The 20,089-nt window shown below is 66.1% G+C and carries 21 protein-coding genes; 7 read left to right on the top strand and 14 right to left on the bottom strand.

The window, feature by feature from the left end; translation table 11 throughout:
- Position 1 precedes the first annotated feature (1 nt).
- A complete protein-coding gene (locus ACQPXH_RS04965; protein ID WP_433601164.1) occupies positions 2 to 988 on the top strand; it encodes an ATP-binding cassette domain-containing protein in 987 nt (328 codons plus the stop codon).
- Complete coding sequence (locus ACQPXH_RS04960) at positions 985 to 1,824, top strand: ABC transporter permease (RefSeq protein WP_433601163.1); 840 nt, start codon at positions 985 to 987, stop codon at positions 1,822 to 1,824. Before ACQPXH_RS04965 ends, ACQPXH_RS04960 begins: the two co-directional genes overlap by 4 nt.
- A 25-nt stretch (positions 1,825 to 1,849) precedes the next feature.
- Here ACQPXH_RS04960 and ACQPXH_RS04955 read toward each other — a convergent pair whose 3' ends face one another.
- Positions 1,850 to 5,395 carry an AfsR/SARP family transcriptional regulator gene (locus tag ACQPXH_RS04955; RefSeq protein WP_433601162.1) on the bottom strand — a complete coding sequence of 1,182 codons (3,546 nt, stop codon included), beginning with the start codon at positions 5,393 to 5,395 and terminating at the stop codon, positions 1,850 to 1,852.
- A gap of 163 nt (positions 5,396 to 5,558) precedes the next feature.
- Here ACQPXH_RS04955 and ACQPXH_RS04950 point away from each other — a divergent pair, with 163 nt between their 5' ends.
- On the top strand, positions 5,559 to 6,035 hold the full coding sequence (locus ACQPXH_RS04950) for an SRPBCC family protein (RefSeq protein WP_433601161.1): 477 nt from the start codon (positions 5,559 to 5,561) through the stop codon (positions 6,033 to 6,035).
- Between the two features lie 45 nt (positions 6,036 to 6,080).
- Positions 6,081 to 6,953, top strand: a complete 873-nt coding sequence (locus ACQPXH_RS04945) for a 1,4-dihydroxy-2-naphthoate polyprenyltransferase (RefSeq protein ID WP_433601160.1) — start codon at positions 6,081 to 6,083, stop codon at positions 6,951 to 6,953.
- A 41-nt stretch (positions 6,954 to 6,994) separates the two neighbouring features.
- Here ACQPXH_RS04945 and ACQPXH_RS04940 read toward each other — a convergent pair whose 3' ends face one another.
- From ACQPXH_RS04940 to ACQPXH_RS04920, 5 genes are all read right to left on the bottom strand, one after another.
- A complete protein-coding gene (locus ACQPXH_RS04940) occupies positions 6,995 to 7,381 on the bottom strand; it encodes a phage holin family protein (protein WP_433601159.1) in 387 nt (128 codons plus the stop codon).
- 75 nt (positions 7,382 to 7,456) lie between these two features.
- Positions 7,457 to 8,035 (bottom strand): Clp protease N-terminal domain-containing protein, encoded by a 579-nt coding sequence (locus tag ACQPXH_RS04935; protein ID WP_433601158.1) that lies wholly within the window; start codon positions 8,033 to 8,035, stop codon positions 7,457 to 7,459.
- Positions 8,035 to 8,256, bottom strand: a complete 222-nt coding sequence (locus ACQPXH_RS04930; protein ID WP_433601157.1) for a helix-turn-helix domain-containing protein — start codon at positions 8,254 to 8,256, stop codon at positions 8,035 to 8,037. Before ACQPXH_RS04930 ends, ACQPXH_RS04935 begins: the two co-directional genes overlap by 1 nt.
- A gap of 105 nt (positions 8,257 to 8,361) precedes the next feature.
- Positions 8,362 to 9,447 carry a PLP-dependent cysteine synthase family protein gene (locus ACQPXH_RS04925; RefSeq protein WP_433601156.1) on the bottom strand — a complete coding sequence of 362 codons (1,086 nt, stop codon included), beginning with the start codon at positions 9,445 to 9,447 and terminating at the stop codon, positions 8,362 to 8,364.
- Entirely contained in the window at positions 9,444 to 9,794 is a 351-nt protein-coding gene (locus tag ACQPXH_RS04920; protein WP_433601155.1) for a DUF4229 domain-containing protein, read from the bottom strand. Before ACQPXH_RS04920 ends, ACQPXH_RS04925 begins: the two co-directional genes overlap by 4 nt.
- 210 nt (positions 9,795 to 10,004) lie before the next feature.
- Here ACQPXH_RS04920 and ACQPXH_RS04915 point away from each other — a divergent pair, with 210 nt between their 5' ends.
- Positions 10,005 to 10,214: a BldC family transcriptional regulator gene (locus ACQPXH_RS04915; protein WP_040696172.1), complete on the top strand. Its 210-nt coding sequence runs from the start codon at positions 10,005 to 10,007 to the stop codon at positions 10,212 to 10,214.
- A 127-nt stretch (positions 10,215 to 10,341) separates the two neighbouring features.
- On the top strand, positions 10,342 to 10,539 hold the full coding sequence (locus tag ACQPXH_RS04910) for a hypothetical protein (RefSeq protein WP_433601154.1): 198 nt from the start codon (positions 10,342 to 10,344) through the stop codon (positions 10,537 to 10,539).
- Between the two features lie 147 nt (positions 10,540 to 10,686).
- On the opposite strand, the gene ACQPXH_RS04905 is transcribed toward ACQPXH_RS04910, so the two are convergent.
- Positions 10,687 to 11,307 (bottom strand): hypothetical protein, encoded by a 621-nt coding sequence (locus ACQPXH_RS04905; protein ID WP_433601153.1) that lies wholly within the window; start codon positions 11,305 to 11,307, stop codon positions 10,687 to 10,689.
- 293 nt (positions 11,308 to 11,600) lie between these two features.
- On the opposite strand from ACQPXH_RS04905, the gene lppU reads away from it, so the two are divergent.
- Entirely contained in the window at positions 11,601 to 12,266 is a 666-nt protein-coding gene (gene lppU / locus ACQPXH_RS04900) for an LppU family putative lipoprotein (RefSeq protein ID WP_433601152.1), read from the top strand.
- A 43-nt stretch (positions 12,267 to 12,309) separates the two neighbouring features.
- On the opposite strand, the gene ACQPXH_RS04895 is transcribed toward lppU, so the two are convergent.
- The 7 genes from ACQPXH_RS04895 to hemL all read right to left on the bottom strand — a co-directional run bounded on the left by ACQPXH_RS04895 (position 12,310) and on the right by hemL (position 19,982).
- Positions 12,310 to 13,389 (bottom strand): MspA family porin, encoded by a 1,080-nt coding sequence (locus ACQPXH_RS04895; protein WP_433601151.1) that lies wholly within the window; start codon positions 13,387 to 13,389, stop codon positions 12,310 to 12,312.
- 159 nt (positions 13,390 to 13,548) lie between these two features.
- On the bottom strand, positions 13,549 to 14,517 hold the full coding sequence (gene ccsB, locus ACQPXH_RS04890) for a c-type cytochrome biogenesis protein CcsB (RefSeq protein ID WP_433601150.1): 969 nt from the start codon (positions 14,515 to 14,517) through the stop codon (positions 13,549 to 13,551).
- Positions 14,518 to 14,519: 2 nt separating this feature from the next.
- Positions 14,520 to 16,157: a cytochrome c biogenesis protein ResB gene (gene resB / locus ACQPXH_RS04885; RefSeq protein ID WP_433601149.1), complete on the bottom strand. Its 1,638-nt coding sequence runs from the start codon at positions 16,155 to 16,157 to the stop codon at positions 14,520 to 14,522.
- A complete protein-coding gene (locus ACQPXH_RS04880) occupies positions 16,154 to 16,990 on the bottom strand; it encodes a cytochrome c biogenesis CcdA family protein (protein WP_433601148.1) in 837 nt (278 codons plus the stop codon). Before ACQPXH_RS04880 ends, resB begins: the two co-directional genes overlap by 4 nt.
- A gap of 282 nt (positions 16,991 to 17,272) precedes the next feature.
- The gene (locus ACQPXH_RS04875) at positions 17,273 to 17,896 is read right to left on the bottom strand and encodes a TlpA disulfide reductase family protein (protein WP_433524615.1); all 624 of its coding nucleotides are present in this window, start codon (positions 17,894 to 17,896) and stop codon (positions 17,273 to 17,275) included.
- Entirely contained in the window at positions 17,893 to 18,648 is a 756-nt protein-coding gene (locus ACQPXH_RS04870) for a histidine phosphatase family protein (protein ID WP_433601147.1), read from the bottom strand. Before ACQPXH_RS04870 ends, ACQPXH_RS04875 begins: the two co-directional genes overlap by 4 nt.
- Positions 18,645 to 19,982: a glutamate-1-semialdehyde 2,1-aminomutase gene (gene hemL / locus ACQPXH_RS04865; RefSeq protein WP_433601146.1), complete on the bottom strand. Its 1,338-nt coding sequence runs from the start codon at positions 19,980 to 19,982 to the stop codon at positions 18,645 to 18,647. The genes ACQPXH_RS04870 and hemL overlap by 4 nt, the downstream gene beginning before the upstream one ends.
- Positions 19,983 to 20,089 lie beyond the last annotated feature (107 nt).

Raw genomic sequence — 20,089 nt, 5'->3', positions numbered from 1 at the left:
CATGACTTCATACACACCCACTTCAGCGCTCGCCGTCGAGGCGGACAGCCTGGTCAAGGTGTTCGGGGAACAGCGCGCCGTCGACGGTGTGAGCCTGGCGGTTCCGCAGGGCTCGGTCTACGGTGTGCTCGGGCCGAACGGCGCGGGCAAGACCACGACCATCCGCATGTTGGCCACCCTGTTGCGCCCGGACGGCGGCAGCGCCCGCATCTTCGGCCATGACGTCGTCGCGGAACCGACGGCGGTCCGGTCGCTGGTCGGCGTCACCGGGCAGTACGCCTCGGTCGACGAGGACCTGACGGCCACCGAAAATCTGATCATCTTCTCCCGCCTGCTCGGCCTCAGCAAGATCGATGCCAGGCGCAAGTCGGTCGAACTGCTGGAGGAGTTCGACCTCACCGAGGCGGCGAACAAGCCGCTGAAGAACTTCTCCGGCGGTATGCGACGCCGTCTCGATCTGGCCGCCAGCCTGATCGCGACACCGCCGCTGCTGTTCCTGGACGAGCCGACGACCGGCCTCGATCCGCGCACCCGCGCGCAGATGTGGGAGACCATTCGCCGCCTGGTCCGCGAGGGCGCGACGGTGCTGCTCACCACGCAGTACCTGGACGAGGCCGATCAGCTCGCGGACCGGATCGCCGTCATCGACCACGGCAAGGTGATCGCCGACGGCACCGCCGACGAACTCAAGGCGTCGATCGGCGGCTCCTCACTGCATCTGACCCTGGTCGACCGGGCCCAGCTCGAGGAGGCCCGCCGGGTTGTCGGTGACTTCCTCGGCGTCGACGCCCAGATCACGCCGGAGGCCGGTCGGCTCACCGCGCCGCTCGCGGACGCGGGCATGACGGCCGATCTGCTGATCCGCCTGCGCGAGTGGGAGATCGCGATCGACGAGATCACCGTCACCAAACCCAGCCTCGACGAGGTCTTCCTCACCATCACCGGCCACCCGGCCGACGACAACGATTCCGAACGGAGCGCGGCATGACGACCATCACCGCCGAAAGCACCGCAGCGCGGCATGCGGCACCGACCTCGATTCCCGACGTCACCAATAAGATCAGCCTGCGACAGACCGTGTCGACCTCGCTCACCATGGCCTACCGGGGCATCCTGAAAATCAAGCACAATCCCGAGCAACTGTTCGATGTGACGATTCAGCCGATCCTGTTCACCGCGCTGTTCGCCTACATCTTCGGCGGGGCGATCGGCGGGAGCGTGTCGAACTATCTGCCGGTCTTGATTCCCGGCATTCTGGTGCAGACCGTGATCCTGACCTCGGTCGTCACCGGCACCCAGTTGCGCGAGGATATGGACAAGGGCGTCTTCGACCGGTTCAAATCCCTGCCCATCGCCCGCATTTCGGTGCTGGCGGGTGCGTTGATCGCCGACATGGTGCGCTACGCACTGGCGACGACGCTGACCATCGTGGTCGGCCTGGCCATCGGCTACCGGCCCGAGGGCGGTGTGGCCGGTGTCGTGGTGGCCGGTCTGGTCATCGTGGTCTGCTCGTTCGCGGTGAGCTGGATCTGGGCGCTGGTCGGCGTCACCGGTAAGAGTGCCGCAGGCGTGCAGGGCATTTCGATGATGGTGATGTTCCCGCTGACCTTCATGTCCGGCGCGTTCGCTCAGGTGAGCACCATGCCGGGCTGGATGCAGGGGCTCAATCACGTGAATCCGGTGTACTACATGGTGAATGCGGCCCGAGCACTGATGAACGGCAATGTCTACGGCACCGATCTGGCCTGGTCGCTGATCGGCTCGGTGATCGTGATCATGATTTTCGCGCCGCTGAGTATCAAGGCGTACATGCGCCGGGCGTGATGCACGGAAAATCGCGGTGGGTGTGTCACCCACCGCGATTTTCGTTGTCGCAGGACAGTTCCCGCAGGAGTTCGAGGATCCTGTCCGCCGCTCGCCGCCGACGCATGCCTGCGGCACGGGTCAGTGCTTCGTCGAAGCGCTCTTCCCCCACCGTTGTTCGGTGCAGTTCCGCATGCCGCCGCAATTCGGCCGACGGACTATCCTGTCGCCCCAGCACTTTGGTAGACAGCGAGAGCAACTCCAAGCCGACCTCCGAATCGCGTCCGACCGCGAGACAGAATGTTCCGACGGCATTGCCGACCGCCCCGATCTGCGGCAGGTCGGGGAACTGCCCGAGCCGACCGGCCGCGATGCGCAGCAGCGTCCACGCGATATCGGCGGCCTCCTCCGCCCGCCCGTGCAGCACGTACGCGTCCACGACCCCGCTCGCGGTCATCAGCACGCCCGGGCCGACCATCGGGGCGTCATCGGGCCAGCCGTGCAGGTCCAGGGCCCGCCGGTAATAGCGCAGCCCGGTGTCGATATCGCCCTCGGCCAGTTCGAGTTCCGCCATTCCGACGACGACCGGCGCCAGGCGGTGGTTACGTCGGACGTGTGGGTCATCGATCGGCGTACCGTGTGCCGGATCGCCATCCGCGGCGCCGAGCGCGAAGCCCAACTCCCGCCGCGCCTCGTCGAGCCGGCCTGCGCCGATCAACGACACCGCGAGATAACTGGATATTTCGACGGCTTCTTCGTGGGCGCGCAACTCCCGCAACAGCTCCGCCGCCCGGCGGTAGTACTCCACCGCATCGGCATAGTGCGCCGTCTGTCCGGCGAGCTGCCCGAGGTGCTGGGTGACCATCGCCGTGCCCCAGACATCGCGGCCCTCGATCAGCTGCAAGCCAGCCTTCGCGTCCCGGTTGGAACCGTAGACATCGCCCGCGTTCTCCCGGATATTCGCGCGCATGAACACCGCCGCGCCACGCACCACGGGGTCCGGCGACCGGGCGCCGTCCGCGAACTGCCTCGGCATGTCCGAGCCCGAGGCATTCCCGCAGGCCATCGCGCCGAGCAAGCGCGCTCCACCATTGAGATCGATTGCGGTGCTGAGCAATCGACGGATCCTGACCCGCGTGGTCGCCACCTCGCGCGGGTCGGCGCCGAGGAACACGAGGTGCATGCCGATCTGCAGGTGCGCGAGCATCTGCAGATCGGCGACCGGACCGCGCACCGGACCGGGTTCGGGCGGCAGGGTCAGAATCCGGCGCGCCCAACCGCTCAGCTCCATATGCGCACCGCGCATCACCCATAGCGTGCCTGCGACCGGGAAGACCCGGTACACCGTGCGGGCGTCCCTGCGGTCCAACGCATATCGCAGCACCGCGACCAGGTTGTCGAGCTCCGCGCCGACCGAGAGCACGGTGGCCACCTGCTCGTCGGACAGATAGCGGTGCACCGCGGCGATCGAATAATCACGGGCCCAGCGCGACATGCGATCCATCACAACGGGACGCTCGTCGACCGCTCCCGAAATACCCGCCGCCGCATCGGATCCGGTCAGCGCGAGCTGTTCCTCCCCGAATTCGCGAACGGTTTCCAGCATTCGGTAGCGGGTGCCGATCAGGCCCTCATCGTCGTCCAGGACGGTCAGCAGGGACTGGCCGACCAGTCCGTCAACGGCCGTGGCGACATCGTCGACATCGGGGCCGCCCGCCACCACTTCGGCGGCATCGAGGGTGAACCCGGCCGGAAAGCGGCACAGCCTGCGCAAGGCGATCTGTTGCGGCTCTTCGAGCAGATTCCAGCTCCATGCGATCACCGCGTGCAAGGTCCGATGACGTTCCGGCGAGGAGCGATCTCCGCTGCGCAGCAAGGCGAATCGGTGTTCCAGGCGGGTTTCGATTTCCTCGACGCTCATGGTCCGCACCCGTGCGGCCGCGAGTTCGATGGCCAGCGGCAGCCCGTCGAGTGTGGTGCACAGCCTGGCCACCATCTCGGGATCCAGACGGACGGTCGGCCGCACTGCTCGGGCTCTGGCCATGAACAGCTCGGTGGCGGGCGATCCGGCCGCGTCGATCGCCAAGGGCGCCAGCGGATAAACCGTTTCCGCGGTGATCGCCAGCGGCGCTCGGCTGGTGGTGAGCACGCTGAGCTGGTCGCAGCTGCCGACCAGATCGGCGACCACTTCGGCGACCGCGTCGATCAGATGCTCGCAGTTGTCCAAGATCAATAGCGTCGGGCGAGCGGCGAGCGCATCGCGCAGTCGGCGACCGGCATCGCTGTAGCCGGTGGAGCGCCGCCACGCCGTCTCCCGGACGATCTCGCCGAGACCGAGCGTGGTGCTGATCGCGGCCTCGACATCGGCGCGCGGATCGGCGTCGGCGGCCGGATCGGCCCGCACCGACGCCAACTCGACCAGCACCACGGATCCGCTGTGCGCGACCCGTGCGCCCAATTCGTTGGCCACCCTGGTCTTTCCGGTGCCGCCGGGGCCGAGGACGGTGGTCACCCGGGAGCGGTACAGCAGTTGCTCGAGCGCGTCCAGATCGGCGGCACGTCCGAGCAGGGCATTGGGAGCCGCGCGCAGGCCGATCGCGGAGCGGGCACTCGGCGGCACGGCAGCGGCCGAATCCGAAACTCGTCCAATCGAATCCAGTGCCATCGCGTCTCGCGCCGCGGAATCCCGTGCGGCCGAATCCGCTACCGCGGCCGATACTGTCGGATCAGCTGGTGTGACCGAATTCACGGCGGGTGTCGGCTTGCCATGATCGGTCCGCGATGCGAATCCGGGCACCGGATCACCCCGCAGGATCGCGGTATTCAGCTCGACCAGTACCGGCCCCGGGTCCGCGCCGAGTTCTTCGACGAGTCGGCCACGGATCGATGCGAAGACATCGAGTGCTTCGTTGGGCCGACCGGCCGCGGCGAGCAACCGCATCAAGGTGGCGTGCGCGGCCTCGTCGAGCGGTTTGGCAGCCGCGGTTCGGCGGGTGATCGCCACCGCACCGTCGAGATCACCGCAGGCGACCCGGGCGCCGACCTCGATCGCCTCCAGTTCGGACCAGCGGTGCGCGGCCGCGGCGCGCAATTCGTCGGCGAGGTCGCCCGCGGGGAGGTCGGCACCGGGCTCGCCACGCCAGAGCGATCTGGCCTGGGTCAACACCTCTAGACATCCGGCATGGTCGCCGTTGCCTTGTTTAGCGCGGGCCGACCGCACCAGGTCGTCCGCCAGGGTCAAATCGACCTGATCAGCGGTCAGCATGAGACGGTAGCCCGCCGGACCGATCTCCAGCGCCGCATCCGGCAGCGCCGCGCGCAGTCGCGACACCTGGGTGTGCAGCGCGTTCATCGGCGCGCGCGGCGGCTGCTCACCCCACACCTCGTCGATCAGCGCCTGGGCACCGCGGCTGCGGCCGGGCCGCAGGGCCAGCGCGGCGAGCAGCAGTCGCGACCGTGCCCCGGGTAGCGCTGCGAGCGTGCCGTCTCGGCGTAGCGCGATTTCGCCCAGCAGGGCCACTACGACCGATTCGCCTGCGGGCGTCGTCAGGATTTGACTTCGGCCGTTCGGGCCGCTCTGATCGGGAAACATTCCGTGGTTATCGTATGCGAGCGCCGACGCGAGCGACGGGTCCGGAGACGGTAGCGCAGCGTGACCGCGGAGGGACCCGGGAGTGCCGCAATCGAATACCGCCTGCCAGGCTGACATGGTTTTTCGCCCCCGTTCGGACCGGTAAATCGCCTACGCTGTGCGCATGGCTGAGTTCGAAATCGTTCGGCAGGCTGTGATCACGGCCGAGCCCGCGCGCATTCATGGGTTGATCCATAACTTCCACGAGTGGACCAAGTGGTCGCCATGGGAGGACGTCGATCCGCACCTGCAGCGGAAGTACTCCGGGCCGGACGCCGGCGTCGGCGCCAAGTACGCCTGGGACGGCAACCGCAAGGCCGGTCGCGGCAGCATGGAGATCACCTCCAGTGACGAACAGGAAATCGGTATCCGGCTCGCCTTCGAGAAGCCGTTCAAGGCCACCAATAAAACGACCTTCGAGCTGAACCCGGTCTCGGCCCTCGAAGGAGGAGAACCCCGCACCGAGGTGGTCTGGCGGATGAGAGGCGAGCACAAGGGCCTGATGGGCGTGCTCGGGAAGGTGTTCCCGATCGACAATATGATCGGCAAGGACTTCGAAAAGGGCCTGGACCGACTGAAAACCGCCGCCGAAGCCAACTGAACCGCCCGAGCGGTCCGAACCGCGGCCGCGCATTAGGCTGCGGACATGGCTACTGCAGCGCAATGGATCGAGGGCGCACGGCCCCGTACCCTGCCGAACGCGATCGCCCCTGTCCTCGCCGGAACCGGCGCCGCCGCCTCCATCGATGGCACGGTGTGGTGGAAAGCGGTTCTCGCGCTGCTGGTTTCGCTGGCCTTGATCATCGGGGTGAATTTCGCCAACGACTACTCCGATGGCATCCGCGGTACCGATGACGTACGTATCGGCCCGCTGCGGCTGGTCGGGCAGCAGCTCGCCTCGCCCGCCGCGGTCAAGAATGCCGCGATCATCAGCCTGGCCATCGGCGCGGTCTTCGGGCTGGTGCTCGTCATCGCTACGGCGTGGTGGTTGCTGCTGGTCGGCGCGGCCTGCCTGGCCGGTGCCTGGTTCTATACCGGCGGCAGCAAGCCCTACGGCTACAGCGGGTTCGGTGAGTTCGCGGTCTTCGTCTTCTTCGGTCTGATCGGGGTGCTCGGCACCGAATTCGTGCAGGCCGAGCGGATCGAATGGGCGGGCCTGGTGCTGGCGATCGGGGTCGGAGCGTTCTCCAGCGCGGTGCTGGTCGCCAATAACCTGCGCGATATCCCGACCGATACCGAATCCGGAAAGGTCACCCTCGCGGTCAAACTCGGCGATCCGCGGACTCGGACACTGCACCTGGCGCTGCTCGCCGTGCCGTTCATCGCGACTCTGCTGTTGGTCGTCCGCACACCGTGGGCGCTGGTCGGACTGGTCGCCGTGCCATTGGCGGTGCGCGCCAATGCACCGGTGCGCTCCGGTAAGGGTGGGCTGGAATTGATTCCGGCGCTTCGCGATTCGGGGTTGGCGCTGTTGGCGTGGTCTGCGGTCACCGCGTTGGCGCTGGGTATCGCCGGTTAGTAGCGCGCGGGCGACCAGGAGGGTCGCCCGCGCCGCGGTTTTCAGTCGTCGCCGTCCAGGACCAGGATGCCGAGTAGCCAGTTGACCACCGCGACGATGATGCCGCCCCAGACGGCGGCCCATACGCCGTCGACGCGCAGGCCGTAGTCGGTGGTTTCGCTGATCTTCGCCGTGATCCACAGCATCAGCGCGTTGATCACCAGCAGGAACAGGCCGAGGGTCACGATGACCAGCGGTAGCGATAGAAGTTTCACAATCGGTTTGATCACGGCGTTCACCACGGTGAAGACCACCGCGACGACCAGGATGACAATGACTTTGCCGCCGTTGCCCTTGTCCGCGGGACTGAGAATTTCGATCTTGTCGACCCAAGCGGCGGCCAGCCAGATGGCCACCGCGTTGATGATCAACCGAATCAGAAGCTGCATGCGCCAATGCTAGGCCTGATGGGCGGGCATGTGCTGCCACAAAACCCGAATCGAGTGGGCGCACATGCCCGACCCTCACGCGGCACGGTCGAGTAGCGCGTGCACCTTCGGCCGGAGCGCATCGATGGCTTCCGAACCGCCGAGGATGCGGGTGGTGGTCGCATTGGGCGCGCGCAGAATGCCGAGCAGCAGGTGCCCGGATTCGATGGACCTGTCCTTACGGGCCAGTGCTTCGCGCAGTCCCAGCTCCAACACCTTCTTGGCTTCCCTCGTGAACGGGATGTGGCCCCAGTTCCGATCGCGGCCGTGGCCGAATCGGGATCGTTCCTCGGGCACGGCCCGTTCCAACGCATCCTCGCCGAAGGTGGCCTCCAGACTCTCGCGCACCGCATCCAGATCGATGCCGATCGAGCGCAGCGCCTCGGCGTCCTCCGCACCGAGCGGCTGGTCTTCGGCCTCTTGGCCGAGGGAATCGAGCACCGCTCGGTGGGTGAGCCCCGCTTCCTCGAGCAGTAACTTCAAATCCGGCTCGCCCTGTGCCAACAGACCGAGCAGGACATGCTCCACCTCGATCTTGGGTGCGCGCAGTTCCCGCGCGTCTTCCTGAGCGATGACGATCGCCGTCCGCGCCGACCTGCTGAACCGTTCGAACATCAGCGGTGCCCGCCTCTCCGGTTGTATTTCTGGTGGACCGCTTGCTTGCTGACCTCGAGCGCCTCCGCGATCGCCTGCCAGGACCAGCCCTGTTCGCGGGCATTGGTCACCTGGATCGCCTCCAGCCGTTCGAGCAGCCGACGCAGTGCGAGCACCGCGCGCAGCCCGACCTTGGGGTCCGAACTGCCTGCGGCGGCCGCCAGTGTGGTCGCTTCAGTCATGTCGTCAATTTTGATTGACGAACTCCGCAGTTGTCAACGAAAATTGACGAGGTTTCGTGGCAAGAGAAAACCCCGGCGCCGCGGCCGGGGTTGCGATATCGCGTACTAGCCGGACCAGATTCCGGTCGCGGCGAACTTCTCCAGGATCGCGGCGGGTTCGGCGAGGTTCATGCCCTGCGCCTCGACCCATGAGTCATCGAAATACGTTCCGGCGTAACGATCTCCGCCGTCACAGAGCAGCGTCACCACACTGCCCGAACGACCAGCGGAGATCATTTCGGCGATGAGTGCGAACGCACCCCATAGATTGGTTCCGGTGGAGCCGCCCACGCGGCGGCCGATTACCCGGCTCGCGAGCCGGGCGGTGGCGATCGATGCGACATCGGGCACCTCGATCATCCGGTCCACCACCTGACCGATGAACGACGGCTCGACGCGCGGTCGGCCGATTCCCTCTATACGTGAAGGCATTTCGGTCTGATATCCGACATCGGCGGTTTCGTAGCCGCCGTAGAACGCGGAGTTCTCCGGGTCGACCACGGCCAGTTTCGACGGGTAGCGGTGATAGCGGATATAGCGGCCGATGGTGGCACTGGTGCCGCCGGTACCCGCGCCGACCACGACCCAGTCCGGCACCGGATGCGCCTCCAATTCCATTTGCTGGAAGATGGATTCGGCGATGTTGTTATTGCCGCGCCAGTCGGTGGCACGCTCGGCATGGGTGAACTGATCCATGAAGTGGCCGCCGCATTCGGCGGCCAGCCGCGCCGCCTCGGTGTACATATCCGGTGCACGCTGCACGAAATGGCAACGGCCGCCCTGGGCTTCGATCAACTCGATCTTCTGCGGCGAGGTGCTCGCCGGCATCACCGCGACGAAATCCAGACCGAGCAATTTGGCGAAATACGCCTCGCTGACCGCGGTCGAACCGGATGACGCCTCGACCACCGTGGTGCCCTCGGTGACCCAGCCGTTGCAGATCGCGTACAGGAACAGCGACCGCGCCAGCCGATGCTTGAGGCTACCGGTGATGTGGGTCGACTCGTCCTTCAGATACAGCTGGACCTGCCAGGCGGCGGGCAGCGGGTACCGGATCAGATGGGTGTCGGCGCTGCGCTGGGTGTCGGCCTCGATGAGTCGCACGGCATTGTCTACCCAAGCGCGCGGCGCACTACGGTCGCAGTACTTCACGAGGCAGCACCGGTCGGGTCGTCGTCACCACGCAGCCGGGCGCGCAGCTGCGCCTTGTCCTGGCGACGCTTCGCATCGACGACCGCGATGTCCTCGTTGACCCGAGCGCGCAATTTCTTGAACAGCGTCAGCGACAGCGGCATCGCGATGATCAACGCGAACAGCGCGGCGACCAACCACGGGACATCCACCGAGACGAGCCGGGCGATGCCGATGATCGCTGCGGCGATGACGACGACCAGCGCCAGCCTGGCGAGCGTGTACAGCGCCAGATTGCGGGCCAGCCGCGCGCCGACGCCAGCGGTTTGCTGTGCTGGTTCACCCTTCGGTGCAGTTGCGTCACTCACGTCGTCCAGCCTATGCGACGCTATGGCGCACCCTCGGCGATACCTCCGGTCGAGGAGGCGGACTACGTCCGACCGCGCCTGACCAGGGCTCATATCCGTTTTGTCTATTACTTCCCCTTTACCAACTGTAGGTGGTTCGAGTACCTAGGGGTTGCAGTGCAACGATGGCGCCATCTGATGAGGGAACTGTCGAGAACGGAGAGGTTTGCTATGACTGCGATCACCGTCGGCGGCCAGGACACCCTGCTGACACCGGGCCAAGTCGCCGCCATGTTCCACGTCGATCCGAAGACCGTTACCCGCTGGGCCCACGCCGGGCGCCTGGGATCACTGCGCACACCGGGCGGGCATCGCCGGTTCCGCGAATCCGAAGTACTTCAGCTGCTCCAGTCGCTCACCACCGAGGCCACCGCACGCTGAGCCCGGTCCGCGGGCCTGTAGCCGTGAGTTCGATCTTCGTGTCTAGGGGCCCGCACCCACCAATTTCGTGTCTGCTGTGTTCGAAGGCTACGCACGCGACTACCCTCGTTAGCAGGAGGTGAGCGACGTGACGTACCTGTTGGCACTCATCGCAGTTGTGGCAGTCGCGGTGTTGTGCTGGAAGGCGTTCGGCCCCGACAAGACAGCCGGACCGCCCACGCGTTCGCCGCAGCGCAAGCGCATCATGGGGCCCGACGACGACCCCGAATTCCTCTGGCGCCTTTCGCGGCAGCATCGCGACGGTGACGGGCCCGCCGAGCGCTGAGCGTTCGCTCGGTTCACCGGGAGGTTTCCGGGAGACCGGCCGAATCCCCACTCGCGCACCAGCAGTGGCGTTCACGCAGCTCAGCGACTACCTCGCACAAGGTAGAGCTGTGCGAAGTAGTCGCCAGGGATGCGAGAACTCAAACGATCACGGCTCGCCGTTGATGACGGCCATGAGGGCGTCCATGAACGACTGGCCGCCCATGATGTAGCCGCCGGCGATCGCGCCGATTACCGCGCCGATCGGGCCGGTGATGATGCTGAAGAAGAAGACGCCGACAATGGCGCCGATGATGAGGCCGAGGACGCCGCCGAGGACCACGCCGACGATGTTCTTGTTGATTTCGTCGGTCAGGCGGGCCATGGAATTGACCGGCTGCATCTCGCCGATGTTCTTCGCGCTCAATTTCGGTGTGAGAGCGAGGGTTCGGCCGTTATCGGAGATCGTCTGGTCGACCGCGACCTTCGTGCCGGAGAGCTCGTAGGTCAAGGGGACTTCCGTCACCACGGCACCGGCATCGGACTTCAGCAAGACCTTGGTGCCATTGTCGGCGAGTTCGAACTTGCCGCTGTCGACCTCGGTGGTGAGAACGCGATCCCGGTGCCCATCCGAGATTTCGGAAGCCACTGTGTGGTAACCGATTCCCTGCTCGACGCCGGAGGCCGACACCTCTTCGGCAACTTCCGCTGGCTTCGCATTCGCGGTTCCCGCGGCGATTCCCACGGCGGCGATGGACACGAGAGTGACGGCGAACGTGCCGAACTTCATCAAGGTTTCCTTCTGACAAGCACCGGCCCCGGTAGCCGGTTGACGCGTCTAGCGCCACGTAGCTTGTTGCCCCGCACGACATTTGGGAAACCTCAAATAGCCATCGTTATTCGATTGTTATTTGCACCATTCGACCTATGATCTTTTCACACAAGTATCCTTTTTATCCTCGAAAATAGGCGACTCGACGCGCACACACCCGATGGTGTAGGCATGACGTGATCTCTCACTATTGCAACTTTCAACTTCGTATCTCGGCGCGCGAGTTCGAACAGCCCTGGAGGACGTCACAGGTGTCGCGTCAACGTATCCGTGCGGGTCTCACCTTGACCGTCTTCATAGCTGTAACCGCGCTGGCCGCAGCCGTCGTGGCGGTGGCGGCGATGTCGCTCAGCAACGACAAGTCCACGACGAGCAGCCCATCGCCCGCGGCCCAGAACGACGCCGCGCCGACCACCGCGTCGGAACCGTCGTTCCCCGAGCTGCCGGTGACCACCCCCGAGGCCCCACCGACCACCTCCGCCATCCGCAGCACCTTCGACAAAATCGCGGGCGGCCTGAAGGTCGAGGTCGGCGACTGCGTCGAAATCGGCGGCAGCGGTGACAATCCCACCCTCGGCAAGGCCACCTGCGGCAGCGCGACCTCAAACTACAAGGTCATCGACAAGGCGCCCGTGAACGCCGCCTGCCCGACCGACGCCGACCGCTCCCTCAACGACACCCTGCACGGCATCAACCGCGCCGCCCTCTGCATGGACATCGATTGGGTGATCGGCGGCTGCATGGACCCGAACAAAGACGGCCCCAAACGCCTCGAATGCAACACCAAGGGCGTCCCCAGCGCCGTCCGCGTCATGGACGTCAAACTGAACACCACAAACGTGAACGTCTGCTCCTCCAGTGACCGCGGAATCGTCTACCAGCAACGCCAATTCGTAGTCTGCGTGCACCGCTTGTAAGTCGCACCATTCGGCGATCGAGCGCCGAGGGTCCGTAGTCGGATCAGAAGGTGAACTGGGTGCCGTAGGCGGAGGTCTGCACCGTCTCCAACGCGGTACTCACCGTGGCCGTGACGAAGGGGACGGCCGATACCGGTGAGGCACACTGGCCGACGTTCAACGCGGCGTTGTTGAAAATGAAGTGGTACGGGAACACGGTCTTGTTGTCCAGGTTGGTCGTCACTGTCGTGACGGTGGTGATCTGGCCCGGCGCCAAGGTGGCTTCCAGGACCTCTGTCAAGCCCAGGGTCCCGCCGACGGTCGGTCCGAGGCTCGCGCTGGGAGCACTCGGGGTCGTGGGCTCGACGCTCGGGGTCGTGGGCTCGACGCTCGGAGTCGTGGGCTCGACGCTCGGAGTCGTGGGCTCGACGCTCGGAGTCGTGGGCTCGACGCTCGGGGAGGTCGTGGCGGCACTCTGAGAGGTAGGCACGACAGTCTGTGAGGTCGTCGCAGCACTCTGAGAGGTGGGCACGGCACTCGGGGAGGTCGTCGCAGCACTCTGAGAGGTAGGCACGACAGTCTGTGAGGTCGTCGCAGCACTCTGAGAGGTGGGCACGGCACTCGGGGAGGTCGTCGCAGCAATGTGAGAGCTGGGCGCGACACTCCGAGAGGTCGTCGCGGCGCTCCGGGAGGTGGTGCTGGCAAGCTGCGGTGTGGACACCGGCTTCGCTGCCGTACTCGGCAGTCTGGCGGCAACATTCGACTGGCTGAATTGGGGGGAAATACTCGCCAACAGCCCTTGATTCGGATCGATTCCGACGGTGAAGCCGTTGTCCAGCGTGAGCGCGCAGCCGAGGAGGAACCCCGCGACGGCCTGGCCGGACACTACTCCATCGCCCTCCACGTTCAGCGCGTAATTGCCGGATAGCTGCGCGGCATGCGCGAACGTCATGAGAAAGTTCGGCATCCGGTCGCCCGGGGGGTCCACTCTGACGTTCTCCACCGATGTCGTCACATGAATCCCGGCACCGGATACGTCAGCACCGGGTGGTTGGGCTCGGCTCGGCTCGGCGCCGGGCCACACGAACACAGCCACGACGGCCGCGACCACACCGGTCGCGATAACGACGAATCGAGGGCGCATATCTGATCCCGTTTCGAATCGGATGTACATCAGCGGCGGCGAAATCGCATGAACGGACCCACATAGCTAATAACTGGCAAGCATAGGTGGGATACCGGCCCGGCGCGTTCAGGCTGCGGGGCGTGTCGCGCACCGCCCCATTTCCGCTGCTAAATCCCTTTAGTTCAGCCCCGCGTACGAGTGCAGGCCGCTGATCACGATGTTGATGATGAAGAGGTTGAAAAGCATCGCCACGAACCCGGCGATGTTGATGTACGCGGCCTTCGTGTCGCGCCAACCCGAGGTTGCGCGGGCGTGGAGGTAGGCGGCGTACAGGACCCAGGCGATGAAGGAGCAGGTTTCCTTCGGGTCCCAGCCCCAGAAGCGGCCCCAGGCGGCTTCGGCCCAGATGGCGCCGAGGATTACGCCTGCGCCGAAGAGGGGGAAGCCGATGATCGTGGTTTTGTAGGCGAGACGGTCCAGGGTGCGGGCGTCGGGGAGGCGGCGGGCGATGGTGCCGAGGATGTTGTCGGATTCGGCGCCTTCGGGCTGACGCAGGCGGTAGAGGAACAGCAGGCTGGCGATGCCGGAGACCAGGAAGACGCCGCTGCCGATGCTGACGATGGTGACGTGGATGGGCAACCAGAACGACTTCAGTGCGGGCACAACGGGTGCCGCGTCGGCGTACAGCAGGGTGCCGGCCAGGAACAGCAGGATAAGGATCGGGACGAGCAGGAAGACCCACATCGAGCGGTATCGCTGTTCGCGCAGGAACACCATGCCGACCACGGCGGCCGCGGCGGTCGCCATGGTGACGAATTCGTACATGTTCCCGAGCGGGAAGCGGTGGGTTGCGAAGCCGCGCAATACGATCGAGGTCACATGCAGCGCGATGGCGACGAACAGCACCGAGAACGCCATATTGCCTGCGCGTTCGGCGAACGGCTTGGCCTGCGGCGTCTCGACCCGACCGGGTCCGGCGGGACGATCGGAACCACCACCGGCAGTTACCAGTTCGCGCGCGACGACCTTCTGCGTCCGCGCCGCCGCGTACTGCACGATCAGCAGCACCAGCACCAGCGCGTACACGACGATCGCCGATTTGAAGGCGAGATCGCTGTACTGGGCGATGGTGTGGTCGATCGGCATGGTCACTCTCCCGTGGCGGATCGGTCATCGAGCAGGCGCTTGCGCAGGCGATCGAATTCGCCGCCCCAGCCCGCCTGATCGGTTCTGGCGAGCCCGCCCATCTCTACTACGGTGCGTCGTTTGTCAACGGTACCCGCTTCGTCATCGGCCGGGTACCCGCGGATCCAGATGCGTCGCCGCTTCACCAGTAGCGACACCAGCAGCCCGGCCATCATGGCCAGCGCGCTCACCAGCACCCACTGCTGCGCCGGATCGTGCGATACCTGCAGATTTACGAATTCCTGCGCACCGTCGAAGGTGACCTTGGTGCCATTGGGCAGCGTCGACGACTCGCCGGGACGCAGGTTGACCCTGGCCTCCTTGGTCAGTCGCCCCTGCTTGACCTGCTCGGGATCCAGCGTGAACAGCGACTGCGGCTTACCGGTATCGAGGCCGGTATCGCCGCGATAGATGTCCACCGCGACGGCCGGATCGTTCATGGTCGGGAACGAGGAGGTGAGCAGGCTGCCGTGCAGTAGCGCGGTCGGTGCGAACAGTCCCTCGATGGCGATCTGGTTCTTGCGGCGCTCTTCATCGGTCGCGTACATGCCGCCGGGCGGATCGATCCGCAGCACACCGCTGGACAGGAAGGTCTGCGCATTGTCGGGCCGCCACTGGACGGTCTCGGTTCGGGTCCGGCCGTTCGGGAAGGTCACCGTGAACGTCGGCGCGTAACCGTGGCCCTGCAGATACAACCGGTCACCTGAGACCCGCAGCGGATGGTTCACCTGGATCCGCGCATCACGCCAGGTATCGCTCTGCAGATCGCCGCCGGCCTGATATTCGATATGCGAGGTGAACATCTCGGCCTGACCGTTCTGCAGGTAATCGGCCTTGAAGTCCTTGACGCGCACGCACAATGGCGCCATACCGGTGCCGTCGTTGATATTGCCCGCTTTGAACGAGTCGAAGACCGCGGGCGAGGTGGTGCAGAAGCCGGGCCCGTTGTTCGCGATGACGATCACGCTGCCCTCGTAACCGAACAGCTTGCCGACCGCGATCGCGACGAGCAGCCCGACCAGGGCCAGGTGGAAGACGAGATTGCCGAGTTCGCGGGTGTGACCCTTCTCCGCGGAGAGGGTGATCTCACCTTCACGAGTTCCGTCGCGGACCTCGGTCCGCCAGCCGCGCAACTCTTTTCGAGCGTGCTCCAGCGCGGCGTCCGGGGTGCCATCGATGGTCTCGGAGTAATGGTGCGGCAGCCGAGACAGGTTGCGCGGCACCCGGACCGGTGGCGTGCGCAGCGCGCGATAGTGGTCCAGGCAGCGCGGCAGAATGCAGCCGACGAGCGAAATGAACAGCAGCGCATAGATTGCCGTGAACCAGAAGCTGGAGAACACGTCGAACAGCTGGAACCGGTCCATCCACGGTCCGAGCGTCGGGCGGTCGGCGATGTACTGGTCGACCTTGCCCTCGTTGAGATTTCGCTGCGGCAGCAGCGCGCCCGGAATCGCGCCGAGGGCCAGCAGGAACAGCAATACCAGCGCGGTGCGCATACTGGTGAGCCCACGCCAGGCATTGCGCACGAGCGCCCAGGCACGCCCGACCGGGGACTGCTTCGGCGGCGTCACCGCCGCCTCGGGTCTGTCGATCACGGTCATATCGGCAGCGTCACCTCGGAAACGAACCCGTCGCGCACCCAGGCGACGAACTGGTCCCACGCCCCCGTGACCAGCGCGATCCCGACCGCGACGAGCAATATGCCCCCGATGATCTGAATGGTGCGCGAATTGCGCCGCAGCCAACCGACCCCGCGCAACGCACTCGCCGACCCGAAGGCCAGGATCACGAACGGCAGACCGAGGCCGAGGCAGTAGGCGACGATCAGTGCGACGCCGCGCACGGCCGTCGTACCCTCGGTCCCGGCCGAAACCGCCATCACCCCGGACAGCGTCGGCCCGAGACACGGCGTCCAACCGAGCGCGAAGACCGCGCCGAGCACCGGAGCGCCCAGAATACTGGTGAGCCTGCGCGGCTCCATCCGCGTGTCGCGCTGCAACGCGGGGACCAAGCCGACGAATACCAGACCCATCAGGATGGTGACCACACCGCCGACCCGTTGCAGCAGTTCACGATTGACGTTCAAGGTCTGGATGACGCCGAAAACCGTTGCGGTGGCGAGCACGAACACCACGGTGAAGCCCGCGACGAACAAACCGGCCGCACCGGCCACTCGGATCCGACCCGTACGTGCCGCAGCCCGATCGACCGAAACCGCTGTGCCGCCAAGGCTTTTGGCCTGCGGCGCAGTGGCGGGCGGCGCCGCGGCGCCGACCAGCCCGGCCAGATAGGACAGGTAACCCGGCACCAGCGGCACCACACACGGCGAGGCGAACGAGACCAGTCCGGCCAGTACGCATGCGCCGAGCGCCAATAACAGCGGCCCCGTCGCCGCCGTCTGCTGGAACGAATCACCTACTGCGGCAAGCACCATCAGTCGGTCTCCACCGGGGGTCGATCAGCTCGCTCGGGCACCGGCGCGGCTTCCGGCGCGAAGTCCATCATGGAATCGGCTGCGGCGCTGCGTGGCACGGCGGCAACGCCGACCCACCGGTCATCGACCGTCCAGACACCGCGGACGAGACGGGCGGCCTGCCGCGGGCGACAGGCACGCGGGCGACGAGTACGGCGATCGCGAATCACGATTGCACCTTTCCTACCGCTCGCTATCGAGCGGGACGTAATTACGACATGGACCGAACGGCGTGTGCGGGGGTCACTGCGAACCTTCCGCGGCAATGCGTTCGACAACTGGTTGGAGGTCTTCCGCCAAGAGCGAGCGGAGGAAGACAGCGGCGACCCGATGTTGCCGATCCAACACCAACGTGGTGGGAATGACACTGGTCGGGAAGTTGCCGCCGAGCGCGAGCAGGGTGCGCATGGACGGGTCGTAGACGGACGGATAACCGACCTTGTTGTCGACGACGAAGTCCTGCGCCTTGTCCTGTTGGAAATCACGGACATTGATGCCGAGAAAGACGACGCCCCTGTCCTTGGTTGCCTCGTAGACCCTTTCGAGCGCGGGCGCCTCGGCACGGCACGGCCCGCACCACTGCCCCCACAGATTGAGCACGACCACCTTGTCCGGGAAGTCGGCGACCGAGGTGGTCTTGCCCGAGGTCATCAGATCCGGCCCGGCGAGCTTGCCGATGGTGCCACGCGCGGCGGGCGGATCGTAGAAAATATCGGTTTTGCCACCGGGCGAGACGAATTCGAACGTACCGCCGGAGGCCACCGCATCCTTCCCGGTCGAACAACCCGCGAGCGCGGCCACCAGGGCCACGCACGCGAGCAGGACCGACGTGAAACGCCGGGCCGACGGCCGGGAAGAAGTTCTCATGCGCCGTGCACCGTGGGATCCGAACCGCCTGCGGGCTCGGAGTAGACGATGTCGACGAGGGTGTCGCCCTGGTAGACCAGCGAGGTCAGCGAGGCGAGCGAGCATTGCCGATGCCGCGGATCGTGCCAGAGCCGCTGGCCCTGCAGGAACCGCCGCAGGGTCCAGACCGGCAGCTGATGCGAGACCAGCACCGCCTCGTGTCCGGCCGCCTCGACCCTCGCCTTGTTGACCGCGGCCAGCATGCGGTGCGCGATCTGCAGATACGGCTCGCCCCAGGACGGGGTGAACGGATCGCGCAGCTTCCACCAGTGCCTCGGCTTGCGCAGCGCACCGTCGCCGACCGAAACCCGCAGGCCCTCGAAGGTATTGCCAGCCTCGATCAGGTTCTCATCGGTGCGCACGAGCAGCCCGTGCTGACGCGCGATCGGCTCGGCGGTCTCCTGCGCACGCTGCAGTGGCGAGGCGATCACCATGGCGATGTCGTGGTCGGCCAACGACCGCGCCACCGCACCGGCCTGTGACCGACCGGTCACCGAAAGGCTGAACCCGGGCAGGCGACCGTAGAGAATGCCCTTCGGGTTGTGCACCTCGCCGTGCCGCAGCACATGCACGATGGTCTCGATGGTGTCGTCCTCGACCGCGCCGACCGGCGCAGCGGCATCGGACTCGTCGGCGAGAGCGGCCGTTTCCGCGCTGTCGACAGGGGTATCTGGTAGTTCGCGCATTTCTGAATCTGGCTGGTCGGAACTCACGCGCGGGATCCTTCGGGGGTGGCGGCCGCGGCCGCATGTGCGGCGGCGGGCAGGGCGGCGGCAATACGGTCGAATGCGTCATCGTCGAGCGCCGCGGAGACGAACCATGCTTCGAACGCGCTCGGCGGCGCATACACACCGCCGTCGAGCAGTGCGTGGAAGAAAGCGGGGAAACGCCAGGTCTGGCTGGCTTTGGCGGTGGCGTAGTCGGTGACCGGACGGTCGGCGAAGAACACGCTCACCATATTGCCCGCGAACTGGACCTGATGCTCGACCCCTGCGGCACCGAGCGCCTCGGTGAACAAGCCGCCCAGCCGCTCGGCATTGCGATCGAGTGCGGCGTACACCGCGTCATCGGCCGCACGCAGCGAGGCGAGGCCGGCGGCGACGGCAACCGGATTCCCGGAAAGGGTGCCCGCCTGATACACCGGGCCAAGTGGCGCAAGGTGATTCATGATCTCGGCGCGACCGCCGAACGCGGCGGCAGGCAGCCCACCGCTCATCACCTTGCCGAAGGTGTAGAGGTCACCGGCGACACCGTCGCGGCCGAACCAGCCGGACCGGCTCACTCGGAACCCGGTCATCACCTCGTCCATGATCAGCAGCGCGCCGTCGTCGGCGGTCAGCTTGCGCAGGCCCTCGTTGAAACCGGGCAGCGGTGCGACCGCACCCATATTGCCCGCGGCCGCCTCGGTGATCACACACGCGATTTCACCCGGATGCGCGGCGAACGCGGCGGCAACGGCCTCGATGTCGTTATACGGCAGCACTATGGTGTCGCCCGCCTGCGCACCGGTGACACCGGGCGAGGTCGGCAGGCCGAGGGTCGCGACGCCGGATCCGGCGTCGGCAAGGAGCGCGTCCACATGGCCGTGGTAGCAACCCGAAAACTTGATGATCTTGGTGCGACCGGTGTAGCCGCGGGCCAGCCGGACCGCGCTCATGGTGGCCTCGGTGCCGGAGTTGACCAGGCGGACCCGGTCCACCGGCGTTACCCGCTCGGCGATCAGCTCGGCGAGTTCGATTTCGGCCTCGGTCGGCGCGCCGAAGGAAAGTCCGCCGACGGCCGCGCGCTGCACCGCCTCGACCACCTCGGGATGCGCGTGGCCGAGAATCATCGGACCCCAGGAACACACCAGATCGACATACTCATTGCCGTCGACATCGATGAGTGTGCAGCCCTTGGCCGATGCGATGAATCGCGGTGTGCCACCCACGGACTTGAAGGCCCGCACCGGCGAATTCACACCACCCGGAATCACCGAAGCGGCCCGGTCGAAGAGCTGAGCCGAGACCGGCACCGATGCCCTGGTCACGCGCGGAGAAGAACTCACGACGTCCAGTGTCTCAGCCCGATTGGAACGAGTCGACGACAGGGTGTAGTCGAGTGACGCAGACCGCACGCACCGCAGCCTCTTCGGCGCAACACGCCGATCATGGT

Source organism: Nocardia sp. CA-135953 (assembly GCF_050955735.1).
Classification (GTDB): domain Bacteria; phylum Actinomycetota; class Actinomycetes; order Mycobacteriales; family Mycobacteriaceae; genus Nocardia.
This window is presented reverse-complemented; position numbering and strand designations above follow the sequence as displayed.